This window comes from Mycoplasma sp. 10961, assembly GCF_055523525.1.
In genome coordinates this window covers 495116-513568 of record NZ_JBVFVD010000001.1, presented here as the reverse complement: position 1 = coordinate 513568, position 18453 = coordinate 495116, and the positions used below count along the sequence as shown (strand labels likewise).

Sequence of the window (18453 nt, the reverse complement as noted above, 5' to 3'; positions counted from 1 at the left end):
ATATTATAATAAGTCAATGACAAATAACATAATAAATTAAATAAAGGAAACAAACCATGAAATTAAAAAAAATAATACTTTTAACTACCTTTACAAGTGTAACAACTTTATCTGTAGTATCATGTTCTTCTCCTGAAGATGAACAATTCGAAAAATATTTTGACAAACTTTTTGCAGATTCAAAACACCTTATTACTAGTGAGCAAAAAGAAGCTATGCGAGAAGCTTTTAAAATTAGTTTAAAAGACCCAGAATTTAAAAAAGGTGTTGATGTATTACTAAATAATACTATAAATAATAATTTACTTAACATACAACAACAAACTCAAGAAGAAACTAATTATAAAAATGCTCATAAAACCGTTTTAGATAAAAATGTTGATAATATTAGCATAGCTGATGCACCAAAAGTAAGAAGTGCAATCAATGAGTATAGTAATTTAAGCAAAGAAGTTAAAACTAAATTGCAACCACAAAAAAACCACTTAGATTCCCTTTTAAAAGAAATAGTTAGTTTAGAAAATCGCCAAATAAATAATTTTAGAAATATTCATAATGTTATTTTGAACAAGACTGTTAGCAATGTCTCTCTAGCTGATGAAGCAAGATTAAATTCTGCACTTAGTGATTATCAATCCTTAAGCAATAACGTTAAAAATAAATTAGATTATTACTATAATATATTATTAAATTTACAAGATACAATAACTGATTTAAAACGTGTTGAACAAAACCAAAAAAATATTAATACTAAAGTGAATAATTATAAAAATGCTCATGCTGAGGTCTTACGTAAAAATACTAACAACATTACAATAGATGATGAAACTAAAGTTAAAAATGCTGTAAATGCATATTATAGCTTAGATAGAGAGACCAAAAGTAACTTGCAAGCTGAAATTAACCTTCTTGATAATTTAAATAAAAAAATAATAAGTTTAAAACAGGCAAACCAAGGTTCACAACAAAGTGATAAAAATCCAGAACCAAATAATCCAAATACAGATACACAAACTCCAAGTTACGAAAACTCTAATTATACTAGTGATGAAAATAACATTCTTGGTTTTGATACACTAGATGTTGAGCAACACAGGCTAGATTATTTCAGTTTACAAAATTACCAGAAAAATTGAAGCATTCAAAATATTAAATATGAACTTGAATCAAATGGATATCGAAGTTTAATTGGTAATGTAGATGGAATTAGTGCAACTAAATATAAAACTATTAAACAAGTTGATAATCAATATCAATATGCTATTATCATTGAAATAGATGTTTCACAGCAAAATGCATACCAAAATGCTAAGGCTTTTATTTCCAAGTTAAACAATGATCCTAAATATAAAGTGACTGGTTACCGTATTAAAAATATTGGTAAAAGTAACCGTAATCAAAATATGGATGAAATCTTTGATGCATTACCTGATAAATTACCTTTATTAGAATTATTTTTCGCTTCAACTAATACAAATGTAATGAAAAAGTTAAAAGATAAGGAAATTAAAGAATTAAACTTTTACACTGAGCCAGGTTTAAATACTGGATCCAATATTGAAAATTGATCAATCAACCCGCTTGTTTTAACTAAAGTCAAAAATTTAAATCTAAATGACAATACTAATAAAACTAGATCATATGATGTGATTAAATTTGACAACTTATCATTTGATGAAGAAGATGTTTATATTGCTGGTGAATTTGACTTGTATAAAGTGAACAAGGCTTTAAAGATGTTTTATTGAACCAGAAATAATGAAAAATTCTTCCAAGGATTAAATCGAACTTATAGTCTTAAGGATAATAATAGTCGTAATTTTGTTGCGTCATGACCACTTGGTCTTGATTTTTCTAATGTACCAAGCATAAAAAACTTAGCAGGTTTAGAGCTTAAAGATCGAAACGGTAATGAAAGAAATTTAAACAAAATTAAACTCTATAACAATCAATCTATTTGAACAATTTCTACTCAAGATATGAATAAAGGTCAATTTAGTGATATTTTAGTCGGTGATAATTTTAATAATGTACCAACTAAAATTACTTTTAGTAACGCTAAAGCAACTAAGGAAATTAGGATAGTTGTAGAAAAACCAAATAATTATGAGCGGCTAAATTATAATGGAATAGCTGAACTAAGAAATTTATTAAAATATAATGAAGGTATTTTTGATGAATATAGTGTTATTATTGTTCAAGAGGGCGAAACTAGTTTATTTCAATCAATAAAAGATGCTGGTTTTAATGCTAGGTATGAAAAAGAACAAGATAAGAAAATCCCATATAATACTAAATCAAAATAAATTAAACAATGTAAACCACTAACAATAAAAGCCATATGTATTTATATAGTGAACCCATAAAATTGGACTAAAATTAATTTAAGGATTGATGCCTATATCCTAAAGGTGTCAGTCCTTTTAATTTTGCGATAATTCGTTTTTTGTTGTAATAATTTATATACTTACGCATCGCTTTTTCTAAGTCTTCTAGAGTTTTGAATTCTTTTTCATGACCATAAAACATTTCGTTTTTCATGGTTCCAAAAAATATTTCAATAACACAATTATCATAGCAATTTCCCTTTCGTGACATACTTTGTTTAATGCCTCTTTTACTTAATTTGTCACGATATTGTTTCATTTGATATTGCCATCCCTGGTCAGAATGTAAAATTAAACCATTAAGATTTTTATACTTTTTAAAAGCTTTATTTAGCATTTGATTCACTTGTTCAAAATTAGGACTTTTTGAAATTGTGTATGAAACAACTTCGCGGTTATGTACATCTATAATTGGTGATAAATATAGTTTTCCACTTGCTATTTTGAATTCAGAAACATCAGTGCTTCAAGTTTGATTCAATTTTATAGTTTTGAAATTTCGCTCATAATAAGTGTTATGATTCTTTTTGTCAACAATCCTTGTAAGGAGTAAGTTATTACAAATTTTTCCAATTTCACCTTTATATGATTTATATTTTGATTTTGGCTGTAAACCAAATAAATTAAGTAATTTCACCAATCTTTTAACCCTTTTATGGTTAATAATATAACCTCTATTTCTTAATTCTAAACAAATTCTTCGATATCCATAACGGGATTTATTCTCATTAAAAATTTTCGTTATTACTTGTTTTAAATCAAAATCTTTATCATTTTTTGAAAAACTTTGAACAATATAAAAGTATGTTGACTTTGCTAATTGGAAAAAGTCTAGCATTAATCTTAATTTATATTTATTCCTTGATTCAAATATTACTTTTGCTTTTTCTTGTTTGGTTGCTCTGTCCTTTGTTGAACCAAGGCTCTCAATTTTTTTAAGAGGTCTACCTCCATTTCAAGCTGGGCATTTCTTTCTTCGAGTTCTTTAATTCTAGATAATGTTTTATCTTGTTTTGGGTTATTATTCTTTGGCATGGTCATTGGCATTTTACCTTTCTTTTTATTTATAAGACCATTATACCCAAATAATTTAAATTTTTTCACTCATGAATTAATTATTCCAGAATTAATTAATAGTTTTGCTTCCAAAGAGCGGATTGATTTACCATTTAATACTTGCTTAATAATTTCTAATTTAAAACTAGGACTGAAGTTTCGTCGTTTATTTCTTTCTGTAAATATTTCTAATCCGTGGAGGTTGTACAAATGCTTTATAAACTGAATTGTACGCATATTTACATTAAAAATTTCGGCAATTTGTTTGCTACTCTTACCAGTTTTATATAGTTTTATAATCTTTAGTTTATCTTCTAATTTTAACTTCATAATAAAAACCCCCTAAGTTTTACCAATTGATTTGGTCCAACTTGTGGGGTTCACTATATTAATACATATGGCTTTTAAGTTATGTTTTAATATCCAAATTTTGATAATTGTTGTTCATTATCATTTCATTTTTTGGCTACTTTAACTTTTAATGTTAAGGTAACTTTGGTTTGCAATTGGTGTGCTATTTTGTGTCTTGCATTTTGGCTTATTTGTTTAATTTTAGACGCATTTTTACCAATTACCATACCTTTTTGTGAATCTTTTTTAACATAAATATATGCATCAATATAAATATGTTCAGGATCTGATTCGTTAAATTCTGTTACTTCAACTGCTATTGAATGAGGCAATTCTTCATACAGTAAATTAATGGCACTTTCCCTTATGATTTCTTTAGCTATAAAACGTATAGATTTATCGGTAATGTAATCTGGATCATATTGCAAAGTATCTTCATAGGCAAAATTATCTTTAATTAATTTAAGTAAATAATTTATTGAATTTTTATTACTTATATCAGTAGATACAATGTAATCAAAGTTATATGCTTGTAATTCAGATATTTTGGATGTTAATAATTCTGGATTTCCTTTAATTTTATTGACTTTAGAAATAACTGCAATTTTATGCGTTTGATTAGTAATTTTTTTTAAAATTAATTTATCACCTTTGCCAATTTTTTCGTCAGCTGGGCTTAAAAATAAAACTACATCCACATTTTTAATTGACTCGTAAGCAGATTTGTTTAAACTTTCACCAAGTTTATTTTCAGCTTTATGAATTCCAGGAGTATCAGTAAAAATAAGTTGGAAATCTTCATCAGTATAAATACCAGTTATTTGGTCCCTTGTTGTTTGGGCAGTATCTGTTACAATTGCAATATCATAGCCAACAATTGCATTTACTAAACTGCTCTTACCGACATTTGGCCTTCCTAAAATACTAGCAAAACAAATTTTCATTATTTAATATCTTTTGGTGTAATTGGAAATGGAACTAATTCAGATAATTTGTTTATGCGCACTTTTTGCCCATCATTTGAATATTGGTAAATTAATGCATCTTGCGGCATAAATTCGCTCATTACTTGGCGACACCCAGCACAAGGACTTATTTCATCTTCTTTTTTAGAAATGATGTGGATTTCTTTGAAACTTCCAACTTTTGCTCCGTAAGCAACTGAGCCAAATAAGGCACTACGCTCAGCACATAAACCAGATGGGTAAGCAGCATTTTCAACGTTAACTCCAGGGTATTCATTGCCTGATTCATCAATAGCAATAGCGGCTACTTGGAAATTTGAATATGGTGCATATGATTTAGTTAATAAATATCTTAATTTTTCAATGTTCATAATATTGTTATCCTTCACGTGTAATATTTAATGGGTTAAATATAGCATCAACAATTTTGTTCATTTCGATTCTTTCGTTTTCTTCTTCATGATCATAACCAAATAAATGTACCAGCCCATGGGTAAATAAGTAACAAAATTCTCGTTTTAGAGAATGATTAAATTTAATTGCCTGGCGCTTTACTCGATCTCAACAAATCACCAATTCTCCTAAGTGTAGTAACGGCAATTTATCATATAATTCTTGATCGCGGAAATCAAATGATAAGATATCAGTAATATAGTCTTTATTACGATATGTTTTATTCAATTTTTTAATTTCATTGCGTGAAACAAGTGAGACATCTAAAATAATTGTTTGCTTGTCATGTAAATTAAAATAATTAATAAAATTTTTTAAAATTTTGTATAACTCAGCTTCAAAAACTGTTGGTGCTTTAATATTATTTATGAAATTAATTATAGTTTGTTGTGATTTCACAAATATATTATATAATATATTTATAGTAAATATTTCATTTTCTGGAATGTTTATTATTTTTAAAATATAAATTCAAACAAAGAAAGGAATTGACTATATGAAAAAAACAAAGAAAACATTTATATTATTAACAAATATTATAGCTTTACCACTTGGTTCTGTTGCTGCTATTGCGTGTAATAAAGACCCAGAAAAGCCTGCAAATCCAATTGACCCAATTCAAAGCAGTGTAAAGAACTTTACAACTACTCATGCAGAAATTCTAGCTAAAATTCCAAGTAATGTTGCCCTAACAGATGAATCTAAATTAAATGCTGCTTTAAATGATTATAATAATTTAAATTCAGATATTAAAAATGCTTTAACAAGTCAAAAAGCATTATTAGATCAATTAAGTGAAAAAATACGCGAACTTAAAGAGACTCAAAACAATCAAATACAAAATCCAAACCCTAGTCCAAGCGATCCAAATAAACCAAATGAACCTACAAAACAAAATGAATTAAGTGTTAAACAAGACAAAATTAATGCTATTAAACAAAGCGCAGCTAGTTTACCAACTGGTGTTATTTCAATATTTGATATTATCTTAAATAATGAAACATACCTGCAAGAAGTTAGTGTTGACACCTTAACGAACTTTGTTAATACCTTATTAACTATTAATAGTAATTCTTCTGCTTATCAAACAAAAAATTATGTAAGTGAATATCAAAACTTTTTAGAAAAAGTTTTAGACAAAAACTATAATTCATTACTTACTCAATATCAAAATAGTATTACTTTAATTAGTTCAAACAACCAAGAAATTTTAACAAATTTAACAAATGAATTACCAAAACTTCAAGAGCTTGAAACTAGTTTTGTAATTTTTAAGGCAAATGGTGAAAAAATCTTAAATGATTTTAATGAAATAGTTAAGATTTTTAACCAAGAAAATTCAATTTTTAATTCTGAAGTTAAAACTTCTTTATTAAATTTAGAAGCAGTTAATGATTATAAAACTAATAATAATTTATTAAAGTCTATTAATAAATATTCATCTATTAATACAAAAGCTTTAAGTTTAAAAACTATTTATAAAGCTTTTGTAGCTAAAACTAATAAAGATGCAGCAACTAATGATTTTATTAATTCAGTAAGTTCATATTACAATGGAGAATTTATTAATAATGCTAAATTATCTGACCCTAACTTGGTTAGCCAATTAGATACTTTTATTAATCAAGCTAATGAAATTAGTAAAAATTCTCAAAACCAGGAGAATTTAAATAACTTAAGAACTCAAGCAAAAACAAATATTAATAGTTTAAATAATTTAAGTAATGAACTTAAAAATGCATTTGGAGCTCATATTGACACTTTAAATATTGAATCATTAATTAATGAAACTAAAAACAATGCTAATTTATACAATAATAAAGTTACAAATATTTTAGCTGCAATTAATGAAGCTAATAAAGTTAAAGACACAAGTAAATACAATAATGCTTCTAATAAAACTGATTTTGATAGATATTTATTAGAAGCATCAAATTTATTAGAAAATAACTTATTGATTAATAAAGTTGAATACGTTAATTCAGCTTCAAATATTAATTCTATTAACAACATTTTAAATAATTTATCTGAAGCTCAAAGTAATTTAAACGGTAATGCTTCAAGTGCTGAAATTCAACAATTTAAAACAGATATTGAAAGTAAGCTTACACCGCAATTATCTGAGAATTTAACAAGATATAATTTAGCTAGTGAAGTATACAGTGTAAATATTACTGAACAAAACAAAAGCTTCTTTTTAGCTAATCCAAAAGTTGAAGGAGCAACTTTAACTTTAAAAGCAATTAAAACTGTTGAAAGCAATATTAACCAACTTACCTTTGTTTATACAGCTAAAAGTACAAGCGAAGCATCGCTAGTAACCGACGTAGAAAAAACATATACTTTTACGAATGATTTTAATACTAAATTAAATTTACTTAATTACACTAATTTAGATGAAATTTTTACTGTAAACTATGAAAATTTAAAAAAATATTACCAAAGTGATTTAAGTGCTAGTGAAGCTAACATTAAAGAAAACTTTAACGCCAAAAATAATATTTTGCATAACTATTTTAAATTTAGATTTAAGGCAGGAAGTTTTAAATATGAAAATTATAAAGTAGCAGCAGAACTGGAATTTTTAGTTAACGAAAGAGTTATTAAAACTTTGGAATTATCAACTCAAAATAATGTTACTTTTAAAGAAGAATGGTTAAAAGGTGTAAGTATAACCCCAAGTGATTGATTCAAGCAACAAAAATTCTATAAAGAGCCTGGATCATGACAACCTGCACATACTGCATCAGACTTTCAACAAAAATATCTTTTTTTCGTATCACAAAGATCTTCTAATATTTTAACGTGATTTGCACTTGATATTTTTAATACTGAAAAAGCTAAGATTGAAAACTTAAAAAATAAAGAACTTAAATCACAAGTTAATTTAGTTAATCCAACTGTAAAAAATAACAATAACCAAAATGCTTTAACACCCGAAGAAATCAAACAAGTTCATGCAAAAATTAAAGAAACATTTATTTCTCAAATTTTTACTATTACTGTTCCAAGTGGTGTAAGTTATGAATGAATTAACTATAATGAAACTGATATTTTCCATGTTAATGATTCTAATAAAGATGTTGCTATTTTTAAATTTAAAGTTAAACATGGTGATAAAGAACAAATTATTGATGTTGAATTAGCAAATGAAAAAAATGATAAATCAACTAACCAAGATCAAAATGATTTTAATTATTTATTGAATTTAATTAAAACAGAGACTAAAGAGGATGCTTCCAAAATTTTAGAATTAACAAAGGTTAAAGATCCTAAGAAAACTCATAATCAAGTTAATTCTAAAGATGCGGTTAATGCATTTAATGAATATTACGAATTACCAAAAGTAGGTAAATTCCAAATATATGCTGATGAATTAACTGAATCAAAAAACTTTGTAGATTCTAGTGTTGGAGGAAGTGCAAAAGTTAAATTCTGAATTAAAGAAAATGGAACTAAAGTTGATAAAACTGCTAACAGATTTTTAGTCAATTATCAAAGTCTTTCAGAATACTCTAAAACAATTAAATACTTTAAACCTTTAACATATTTAGACATTAAACCTGCTAATTCTAATAGTTGATTCACTGCATCAGATTTTAGTTCTGCTAATATTGATCAAAATCATAAAAGTATTATTGATCAAATTAATTCAACTAACTTTGAATTACGTAAAGCTAACGTAGCTAAAGATACAAATTATGCAATTATAGATCCAAAAGATATCGTAACTCAAAATGCCGCTAATAAACTTAATTATTTACTTAAATTAAAGGCTAATGCAACAAGTGAAGATAGTTCAAAAAATAATGAATTTAAAAATCCAAGTAAAACTAGTGCATCAGATGATAAGAAAATTGAAAATAGTAAGCAACAAGAAAGTTTATGATCTTCTAGTGTAAGCATTGCTAATACAAGTGATCAAAGTAATTCAATAAATTTAACTGAAATCCAAAAGAACTATTTTGTTTATTATTATGATGTTGCAAGTAATAATTCAAATGAACTAAGTTTTAAACTAGGATTTATTAGCAAAACTGATACTACTAAAAGATATACTAATTCTTCTAAGGTTATTACTCTTAAAAACCTTAGAAATGATTATAAAGAAAACTTATATCCTGAAATAATAGTAAATGCTTTAACTTATGATGATTTAACTATTGCTAACATTAGTTCATTATCAGTACAAGAATTTATTAGTAAAGATAAAACTTCTTTAAAATCTTATGTCAGTGTAAAAAATAATCAAACCTATAAAAACTTTACTCTTAGCAAAGATCAATTTAGCATTGAAGAAGTAAAGCAAGGTGATAATAATTCAGTTTATGTTAAGTTTAAAGTTACAAATCCAACAACTAATTTATCATACGTTGCTAATACTTGATATAAAATAACTGGTTTTAGATCAGGAACTACAACTAAAGAAAACTTAACTTTTAAAACTACAACATTGCAAACAGTTTTTGACTCAAGTTCAAGCATAACTAGAACTAGGGAAATTGAACCATATTTTGAAGATCTGCTATGAACTTATGATGCTAAAACTAATTCAGCATCATGAACTTTAGCTGAAAAATATATCTCAAAAACTCTGTTAGCAAATAATGCAACTCAAAGAAAATTAACAGTCACATTATTTGCTAACCAATTAATTCAAGATGATCATAGGTTAAAAAGAATTAGTGGTGAAGGTGAAGAAACTTATAAACATACCCCTTATGAATTTGACTTTGAGCAACTATTTTCAGGTCAAACTTTATCAGTTTCACGTCAAACCAAATTATATTCAAAATTAAGTGGTGGCAATTATCCACAATTTAACTATACTTTAAGTGCCAAGTATGAATCTGGTAAAGGTGTTATTTTTAAAGTTACTGTTGATAATAATGAATATAAAATATTAGTAGCTAATCCATATAAAGAAGCTATTACTTATAAAGAAACATTAGATAACTCTAAATTTGGTACTTTTGATAAAAACAAAGCCTTTTTAATTAATACAGCTGGGGCTAATGTAACAATACAATATACCAACTCACTTCAAAAAGAAACTTTTAGTAATTGAGAAACAAATCAATTTAACTACCAAAAGTTAGATTATACTCAAGAAAATCAACCAATTTTATTCTATAATTCAGAAGAAATAATCAAATCAAATGAATATAATCCAAACCAAAATGTTAGTTATAAATTACACGAAGGTTATAAACTAGACCAAGAATATATGCATAGCTCTTGAGAAGGAATTGACCTAGTTGATAATGTAAGGGCTCGTAGCTTTGCGTATAACCGTGGTTCAGCAACTATGTTAGCTAAGGTATCAAAAGATCTTTCTGACGGAAGATTTTACGTTATAACTAATAACCACGTGCAACATATTTCAAACTTTAGCGAAGTTGAAGGCGAGAATTTAGGCAAAAAACAAAAAAGTAGTTATTTAACTAAAGCATCTAATAATTTTGGGAATGATGTTGATGATGGATTTTCATATTGAGGTGGCTTAAATGTTGCTAATGAAGTACCTATTGAAGTAATTTGATCAGGTGTTGATCAAATTAATGAAAAAGGCGAAAAAGTAACTGGTATGCAAGTTGACATAACAGTCTTTGCAGTAGATATTAAACCCTTAATTGAAGCGGCTCGTAAAGAAGGAAAATTTGACTTAGTTGCTTGATTTGAAAATTGATATAAATTACCAAATATGGATATGAACTATTTTGGTTCTGAAGATGGAGTTCAATTTGGACCAAATGTCAAACAATTTGCTATTAATGGTTTTCCATATGGAAAACAAGCTGGATACTTTGTTAATCGAGCGCAAACTAGTTCAAGTGTAATAAGTTTATTTAGACAAAATGGTTATGTGCAATCATTCTTTAATTCAGGAAATTCTGGAACGGGAATTTTAGGACCAAATAATTCATATATTTCAACAATTAATTCTGGAGTTCCTTTAACTGAATTATTAGCTTGAAACTATGAAACATCTGCTTATAACTATTTAGGAGTTAATAAACCTGGCCAAGAAGCTTTAAGTATTAAAAACACAAATTCAGTAGCAGCTCAAATTTTAAGATGACATCTTAAAAAACCTGCTGAAGTTGATTTGCCTTGATTCTTACAAGAAGTTAAAGGTAATTAAACAAACTAAAAACCTTTCAATATTTTGGAAAAGCAAAATAAACTTGAAAGGTTTTTTATATATTATTTTGGTTGTCTTTAATTTAGTATTCTGTCAAAAACATCCAAAAAAACAAGCAAAAATAACTTTTAAAAATTATTTTTTTTATTATAATAGAAAAGCAATATTTAATTATTGCCTCTTACTAGTGGGAGATATCAAAATATCGCTAGACCACAATATCGAAAGGATACTAACATGGCAAAAAAAGAAATACAACGTGTTGCTAAATTGCAATTCCTAGCTGGAAAAGCAAAGCCTGGACCAGCTCTTGCTGGTGTAGGCGTTAACATGCCAGAATTTACTAAAGCATTTAACGATGCAACCAGAGACAGAGGTGATGAACCAGTTCCTGTCTTAATTACTGTTTACAAAGATAAGACATTTGAATTTAAATTATTCACAGCGCCTGCATCATACAAAATTAAACAAGCTGCTAAGATTCAACAAGGGTCAAAAAATGCTAAAACTACTATTGTTGCTACAATTTCTAAAGATCAACTTAGAGAAATTGCTGAATATAAATTACCTGACTTAAACACAAATGATATTGATGCTGCAATGGCTACAATTGCTGGTACAGCAAAACAAATGGGTGTTTTAGTTGAAGGTTATGATGATATTTTTAAAGCAAAAGCTGCAGCAAAAGCTGCTGCCAAATCAGCTGCACTTGCTGAATTGAAAGCCGCGGCTTTAGAAGCTGACTTGGCAAATTTAGCTGAAACTAAAGGACAAGGTATTGAAGTTACAACTATTAGTGATGAAGAAAAAACTAATGAAGGAGTTGAATAATGGCTAGACATTTATCTAAAAATCTCAAAAATGCTCGTGAGCAATTTGATAGAACTGTTGCCTATGATTTAGAAGAAGCAATAGAATTAGCTAAAAAAACTTCATATGCAAAATTTGATGCTTCAATTGATTTAGCATTTAACTTAAACCTGGATGTACGTAAGGCTGATCAACAACTTCGTGGATCTGTATTATTACCAAATGGTACAGGTAAAACAATTAGAGTTTTAGTTGCGACAAACAGCCCTGAAAAATCAAAAGCGGCTAAAGAAGCAGGCGCAGATATCGTAGTGGATGGACCAGCCCTTGAACAAAAAATAAAAGAAGATGAATTTGATTTTGATGTAATGGTTGCTGATCCTGCTATGATGCCTTTATTAGGAAAGTATGGTAAAAAACTAGGACCTAAAGGTTTAATGCCTAACCCTAAAACTGGTACAGTTACACCAACTCCTGAAAAAGCAGTTGAAGAACTTAAAAAAGGTAAAGCAAACTACCGTACAGATAAAGCAGGTATTGTCCACTCATTAATTGGTAAACAGTCAATGTCAACACAAGCATTAGCAGAAAATGCAAAGGTTCTTATTTCTTTAATAAAGAAACTAAAACCTGCTGCAGTTAAAGGAACTTATATGTTGAACTTAACAGTTTCTGCTTCAATGGGACCAAGTGTAAAAATTAAAATTGATAAATAATTTTAAAATCAAGTCTATTTGGCTTGATTTTTTACTTACTAATATTTTAGCTATATATGACATAAAAATTGTCATAGTAAATTTCCTAGTTTATTTTCTAAACTTTTTGTTTACAAATTTCTTAATTGATTAATTTTATAAAAAATAAATTATGAAGTATGATATATATCATATATTGAACGTAATAATATAAAATTTATTATATAATTTATGTGTTGTAAATCAGAAAAAATATTACCACAATTAACTGAAACAAATATTTGAAAGGAAACATATTTTATGAAAAACATTAAAAAAAGACTACTAATGCCCTTGGGTATGGTAGCAACAATTGGTACAGTATCAGTACCACATTATTCAACAATAAACCAAAATACAAATGGTACTTATTGATATAATAACTTAAAAAGTGACAAGTTTGAAATTAGGAATCAAGCAACCCGGCAAATTTCAAATACAAATGGTAATGAAATAGAAATTCCTATTGATAATGGCTATGAACTTAAATTGTTATTAAATCCAGGTACACAAGCGACACACGAAAACGTAATTAAACAGTTTAATTCAGATTTCATAACAAAAATTAATGAAATAAAGTTAAAGTATAAATCATACGAAATTAGTGAAATTATGCCCGTAGCATGATTTACTTTTGAAAATGAAGAACAAAGGAAGAATTTTACTAATACCATAAGTGACTGAAGCGAAATTTTTAAAGTAATAATTTACAAAAATGAGGAGATAACTCAATCTGCTTTAATTATTCACGATTTTGAACGTAATAATTATGGCACAGAATTAAAACCAACATTGCCAAAGAATAAATATATTTATGCAAGTTATTTTATCGACTATAATTTAGAATCATTTAAACATACAATGAATAAAAATATAGACATAGTAAATGCGAAATATTATTTAGATAATCAATGACCAAATAAAATAGGTATTCTTGAGGCATATGCATACCCTTTTGATAATCATTATTCAAATCTTTTTACTAAAGGAATAGAGGTGAATGATATAAATGGTACTTTAAAAAATGATTTTAAAGGTCACTCAACTCTTGTTGCAATGATATCCGGAAGTAATCATGGTGTTGACAGAAACTCGAAAGTTTATTTATCATCCTTTAACACCGATGCTGAATGAACCAAAGCATTAGAGAAAATGGTTAAAGATGGTGTAAAAATAATTAACCATAGTTATGCTACCAATTATAGAAGTAAAACTGCATATGCAGATTATAATGAAAATACACTTTACCTTGATTATTTATCACGTAAATATAACATTATAAATATTATGGGAGCAGGAAACAAGGGAAAAGATATGTATCATATAATTACAGGACGTACACATGCACTTAATTCTATTGTGGTAGGTGCTCTTTCTAATTCAGCCAACAATAAAAATTTGGGGAGCAACATCATAGCTGACTATTCTAATTATAGATTACCTAAAGGGCATGAAAATTTAGCAAAGCCATTAGTTGTGGCGCCAGGTTATTTCTATAACCCCGGAAATGGTGCAAATAAATTTGAGCCAGGCACTAGTTATGCCGCACCCATTGTAACAGGTTTAGTTTCAAATTTCCTAAAATATAAACCTGACATTGCACATAGTGAATTTGTAGTACCAATAGTTAAAACAGTATTGTCCGCTTCAGCGGTTACTCCTAAATTTTATGGACTAAAAAGAAAATCTAGTGGTTATTTGGAAAAATATGGGTCTGGAACTGTTGACTTTGTTGCAATGTTGAGAGCAGGTGACAACTATAAAACAATAAAAGTACCAGTAACTAGTAAACAAACAGATGTATTTACAAGTGAAATCATAAATTTAAACTCACAACAAACTCTTAAGATTGCGGCATCTTGGATGTTTAATGCTGGTCTTTTAAAAAATAGTGAACATCGACCATGAGAAAAGAATTGATGAAATATATTTACATCATGATTTTCTCCATCAAGTAGGGAAGCTGGAAATGAATGGGATTACACACATATCGACAAAGACCATTTAAACTTAAATGGCGTACAAAAACGGAGCAATAACCAGTGATTCAATGACTATCAACTAACACTTGAAAAATATTATCCAGATGGAACTTGAAGGAATGTAAAAAGTATCAATGAATCATTTACAAATGATGAATTAATTGAGTACAAAGCGAATGAAAAAGGAAAATACAGATATAAAATAACTAAGAAAACAGCAATAAATTTTGCAAATTCTGCCGATGATTTAATTGCTGTAACACACGTGGTAAGAGATGAAAATAATTAAAAAAATATTATTTGGGTCAATAATATCAATTTCCCCATTGTTAACTTTCTCCTGCTCAGAACCTTTAACTGAAGAAGATGCTATAAAAGAAGTTAATAAGATATACAAATTAATTCTCCCAACAAATCAAAGTTTTTCTAAATTTAAAGTATTTGCCCCTGAAGATTGGGTGGAAACTAATGGTGATAATGTAGAATATATAAAAGAACCTAGAAAGCAAGAAAACAACACAACATTTAATTTAAATTATTTTAATTCTGAGTATGAGTACTCATATAATTCTTTTATTAAAATATCTAGCAAGGAAGAATTTAATAATAAAATTATTAAACGCTTTAAAGAGTTAAATAATCAAAATGACTTTAATGAAGATGCACAAATTAAAGCATTATTTGAAAGATTATACTTAAATAACCAAGATATATATGAAGTTTTGAAACTAAAAGATATTTACATTAAACCCTTTATTGAATACTCAAACTATGGAGAAGAGGAATATTTAATTCCATTTTATGATAATAATAAAGTAACTTTAAATGTTATTAAAAATATTAACGATTTGCATCGTCCAACAGTTATGCCTGCTAAATATAATTGAGAAGTTTTCTCAATTAATAAAAATGCACAAATAATAATAAATGAATTTAATTTAGAACGAATCAATGGAACTGGTCCTTGAGATTTCCAGGGTTTTTATACTAAGATATCGAATTGATATAACCTAGAATATAAAAAGTATTATTAATTCAATTAATTTAATCTTAAAGCATGACAAAAAAGTTAACATGTAAATGTTAGCTTTTTTGTCAGTCTTTAAAATCATATTTATTTATCCGCAATTATCGACCATAAAACTAAGTTTGTGACCTATGAATTATCACTTTGAAATGATACTGAACTAATTTTTAATAATATCAGTAATACAAAATTCAAAAAAAATTTTATTTTACATTCTGACCAAGGATAACAATATCAAATGAAACAATATTATGACAAATTAAGTAAAAGAGGTATTAAACAAAGTATGTCGCGAAAAGGAAACTGATATGATAATTGTGTTATTGAAATATTTTTTGGAACCATGAAAATCGAAATGTTTTATGGTCATGAAAAAGAATTCAAAACTCTAGAAAACTTAGAAAAAGAGATGCGCAAGTATATAAATTATTACAACAAAAAAAGAATTATCACAAAATTAAAAGGACTGACGCCTTTAGGATATAGGAATCAATCCTTAAATTAATTTTAGTCCAATTTTATGGGTTCGCTATAAAACACTGCCGTGTTTTCTGTTTTCACATACATTTTTTATGTAAAATTTATGTTAAAATTAAAAGACAATTATTTTGTTAACATCTCGCAAGTGACTTTTCCAAAAACATTAAATTTTTATAATTTTTTCTACTGTAAACTGTAATATACATGTTATAATTTTTTTATTAAAATAAGTAAGAGTTAAGGGAAATTAAAATAATGAAAAAAATTAAATCTAAAATTTATTATAGTATTTTTGGACTTGCATTTGTATCTTTGCCAACTGTTTTCAGTTTTTTTCATAAAAACAAATATATATCAGAGAAATTAATATTTGATGAACAAAACTTTGAAGATATTAATATAAATAATTTAGTTATATCAAATAAAAGCGATGATACAAATATAAAAGAAGTTAAATTTGGTGTAAATAGGTTTGATATTTTAGGATCCTTTAATAATGAATTTGTAGATATATTAAAAACTAGTTTAAACTCTAAGTTTAAGGCTAAAGTACCAGTAAAATACGATGAAAATGTTGGTGTATTATCTATAGCTCATTTGGAAGAAGTTGATAATAAAGAACTCTTAGATTTTATAAATGTTTTTTTTAATAATAAAAATACATTATATAGAAAAATATATAGCTTTACAACTGGAATATATTATAAAGATTTCTTAATTGGTCTTCGAAGCGATTCAATTAAATTGAATAAAAGTATACAAAATAGTAGATACTATAACAGTAACCTTGAAACTGAGTTAGAAAATGACAGAATTTTTTCTTTTGTTGGTTTGGATAAAGAAACAAGGGTCAGACATTTTAACAATTTTATTAATAATAAATTAAATTTAGGAGTTTTAGAATGAGGTGTTGCCGAAACCCATAGTGAAGCTTTTGAATGAAATCGTAAATATGGTAACGGTCTTTGATGAAGAAATGCTTGGTTTTATACTGAAAAATACTCTAGACATGCGACACAAGTTGCAGAATTAATTGCCGGTAAAAAGGGCATTAACCCTACGGCAAGTATTGTATCGGTTCAAGTAGATACAGAAAATTGAAATGGTATTTCTGGTGAATTAAACTACCTACTAAATTATACAAATATAATTAACAATAGTTGAGGTTTACCTGGATATAATTCAGATAAAGCAGAAGACATACCGAAAGATATACTCACATATAATTGAGCTTCTAAGTACTTTGATGATATTATATATAAAAATCCTGAATTAATCAATATAATAGCGGCAGGAAATATTTATTCTAAAAAGAATGATATTTTTGAAATCGCTTTATCTAGAAATAGTATTATAGTTGGAGCTACAGATGCTTACAATAATGAAAGAAAAGCATATTACAGTCAAATAGGTAATGACTTAAATTATCTTTCTGTTGTTGCTCCCGGAGGTGATTATCGGTTCACCGATAGAACTCAGTACATAGATAAAACCGGAACATTAATAACAGCGGGATACAACAATTCCGGTACTAGTTTTTCTACCCCGGTTATTACAGCCATAGCAGGGATGCTAAAACAAAAATACAAATCTTATTTTGAACAGGGATTTGATTCAATTATTTTCAAATCATCGCTTATTACTGGGTCACGCAAACCCAATAATATAAGTTCAATTTACACAAATGAAACTGGCTATGGTATTCCAAATTATAAAAAAATAGAACAAGCAATTCAGTCCTTAATTATTTTACCAAAAACCGATAAAAGTAATGATTGATCAAAAAATTCCCGCCAGGTATATTTATCTAAAGGTGATAAAATTCGTGCTTCTTTAGCATTTTTATATAATGGCACCAACGACAAAACAGATATAGATTTTCTAATTAAAGATACATCCGGTAACTTAATCGCTTCCTCTTCATCTGGTAATAAAAATATTGAAGTTGTTGAATTCACTGTTCCGAATTCAGGTTTTTATAGATTTGAGGCATATAGATATTCAAAAAACACAAACCCTGTTCAAGTAGCAATTACATATGTTAAGGAAGAGAATAACTAATA

At 27.1% G+C, this 18453-nt stretch carries 13 protein-coding genes; 8 read left to right on the top strand and 5 right to left on the bottom strand.

What is annotated here, in order from left to right:
* Positions 1-56: 56 nt before the first annotated feature.
* On the top strand, positions 57-2306 hold the full coding sequence (locus AC0B4T_RS02165) for a putative immunoglobulin-blocking virulence protein (RefSeq protein WP_465102940.1): 2250 nt from the start codon (positions 57-59) through the stop codon (positions 2304-2306).
* Positions 2307-2379: 73 nt separating this feature from the next.
* On the opposite strand, the gene AC0B4T_RS02160 is transcribed toward AC0B4T_RS02165, so the two are convergent.
* The 5 genes from AC0B4T_RS02160 to ybeY form a co-directional block, all read right to left on the bottom strand.
* A complete protein-coding gene (locus tag AC0B4T_RS02160) occupies positions 2380-3318 on the bottom strand; it encodes an IS3 family transposase (RefSeq protein ID WP_465103276.1) in 939 nt (312 codons plus the stop codon).
* Positions 3261-3773, bottom strand: a complete 513-nt coding sequence (locus AC0B4T_RS02155; RefSeq protein WP_465101968.1) for a transposase — start codon at positions 3771-3773, stop codon at positions 3261-3263. Before AC0B4T_RS02155 ends, AC0B4T_RS02160 begins: the two co-directional genes overlap by 58 nt.
* Before the next feature lie 86 nt (positions 3774-3859).
* Positions 3860-4738, bottom strand: a complete 879-nt coding sequence (gene era / locus AC0B4T_RS02150; RefSeq protein WP_465102939.1) for a GTPase Era — start codon at positions 4736-4738, stop codon at positions 3860-3862.
* On the bottom strand, positions 4738-5130 hold the full coding sequence (cdd, locus tag AC0B4T_RS02145) for a cytidine deaminase (protein WP_465102938.1): 393 nt from the start codon (positions 5128-5130) through the stop codon (positions 4738-4740). The genes era and cdd overlap by 1 nt, the downstream gene beginning before the upstream one ends.
* A gap of 7 nt (positions 5131-5137) precedes the next feature.
* Positions 5138-5611, bottom strand: coding sequence for an rRNA maturation RNase YbeY (gene ybeY / locus AC0B4T_RS02140; protein WP_465102937.1), 474 nt, complete (start codon positions 5609-5611; stop codon positions 5138-5140).
* Positions 5612-5708: 97 nt separating this feature from the next.
* Between ybeY and AC0B4T_RS02135 the strand changes: the two genes are divergently transcribed.
* From AC0B4T_RS02135 to AC0B4T_RS02105, 7 genes are all read left to right on the top strand, one after another.
* Positions 5709-11357, top strand: coding sequence for an MGA_1079 family surface serine endopeptidase (locus AC0B4T_RS02135; protein WP_465102936.1), 5649 nt, complete (start codon positions 5709-5711; stop codon positions 11355-11357).
* Between the two features lie 237 nt (positions 11358-11594).
* Entirely contained in the window at positions 11595-12188 is a 594-nt protein-coding gene (gene rplK, locus AC0B4T_RS02130; RefSeq protein ID WP_465102935.1) for a 50S ribosomal protein L11, read from the top strand.
* The gene (rplA, locus tag AC0B4T_RS02125) at positions 12188-12883 is read left to right on the top strand and encodes a 50S ribosomal protein L1 (protein ID WP_465101525.1); all 696 of its coding nucleotides are present in this window, start codon (positions 12188-12190) and stop codon (positions 12881-12883) included. The genes rplK and rplA overlap by 1 nt, the downstream gene beginning before the upstream one ends.
* Before the next feature lie 279 nt (positions 12884-13162).
* On the top strand, positions 13163-15172 hold the full coding sequence (locus tag AC0B4T_RS02120) for a S8 family serine peptidase (protein WP_465102934.1): 2010 nt from the start codon (positions 13163-13165) through the stop codon (positions 15170-15172).
* The gene (locus AC0B4T_RS02115) at positions 15159-15917 is read left to right on the top strand and encodes a hypothetical protein (protein ID WP_465102933.1); all 759 of its coding nucleotides are present in this window, start codon (positions 15159-15161) and stop codon (positions 15915-15917) included. Before AC0B4T_RS02120 ends, AC0B4T_RS02115 begins: the two co-directional genes overlap by 14 nt.
* Positions 15918-16148: 231 nt before the next feature.
* Positions 16149-16415, top strand: coding sequence for an IS3 family transposase (locus AC0B4T_RS02110; RefSeq protein WP_465102932.1), 267 nt, complete (start codon positions 16149-16151; stop codon positions 16413-16415).
* Between the two features lie 230 nt (positions 16416-16645).
* Positions 16646-18451 carry a S8 family serine peptidase gene (locus AC0B4T_RS02105; protein WP_465102931.1) on the top strand — a complete coding sequence of 602 codons (1806 nt, stop codon included), beginning with the start codon at positions 16646-16648 and terminating at the stop codon, positions 18449-18451.
* Positions 18452-18453 lie beyond the last annotated feature (2 nt).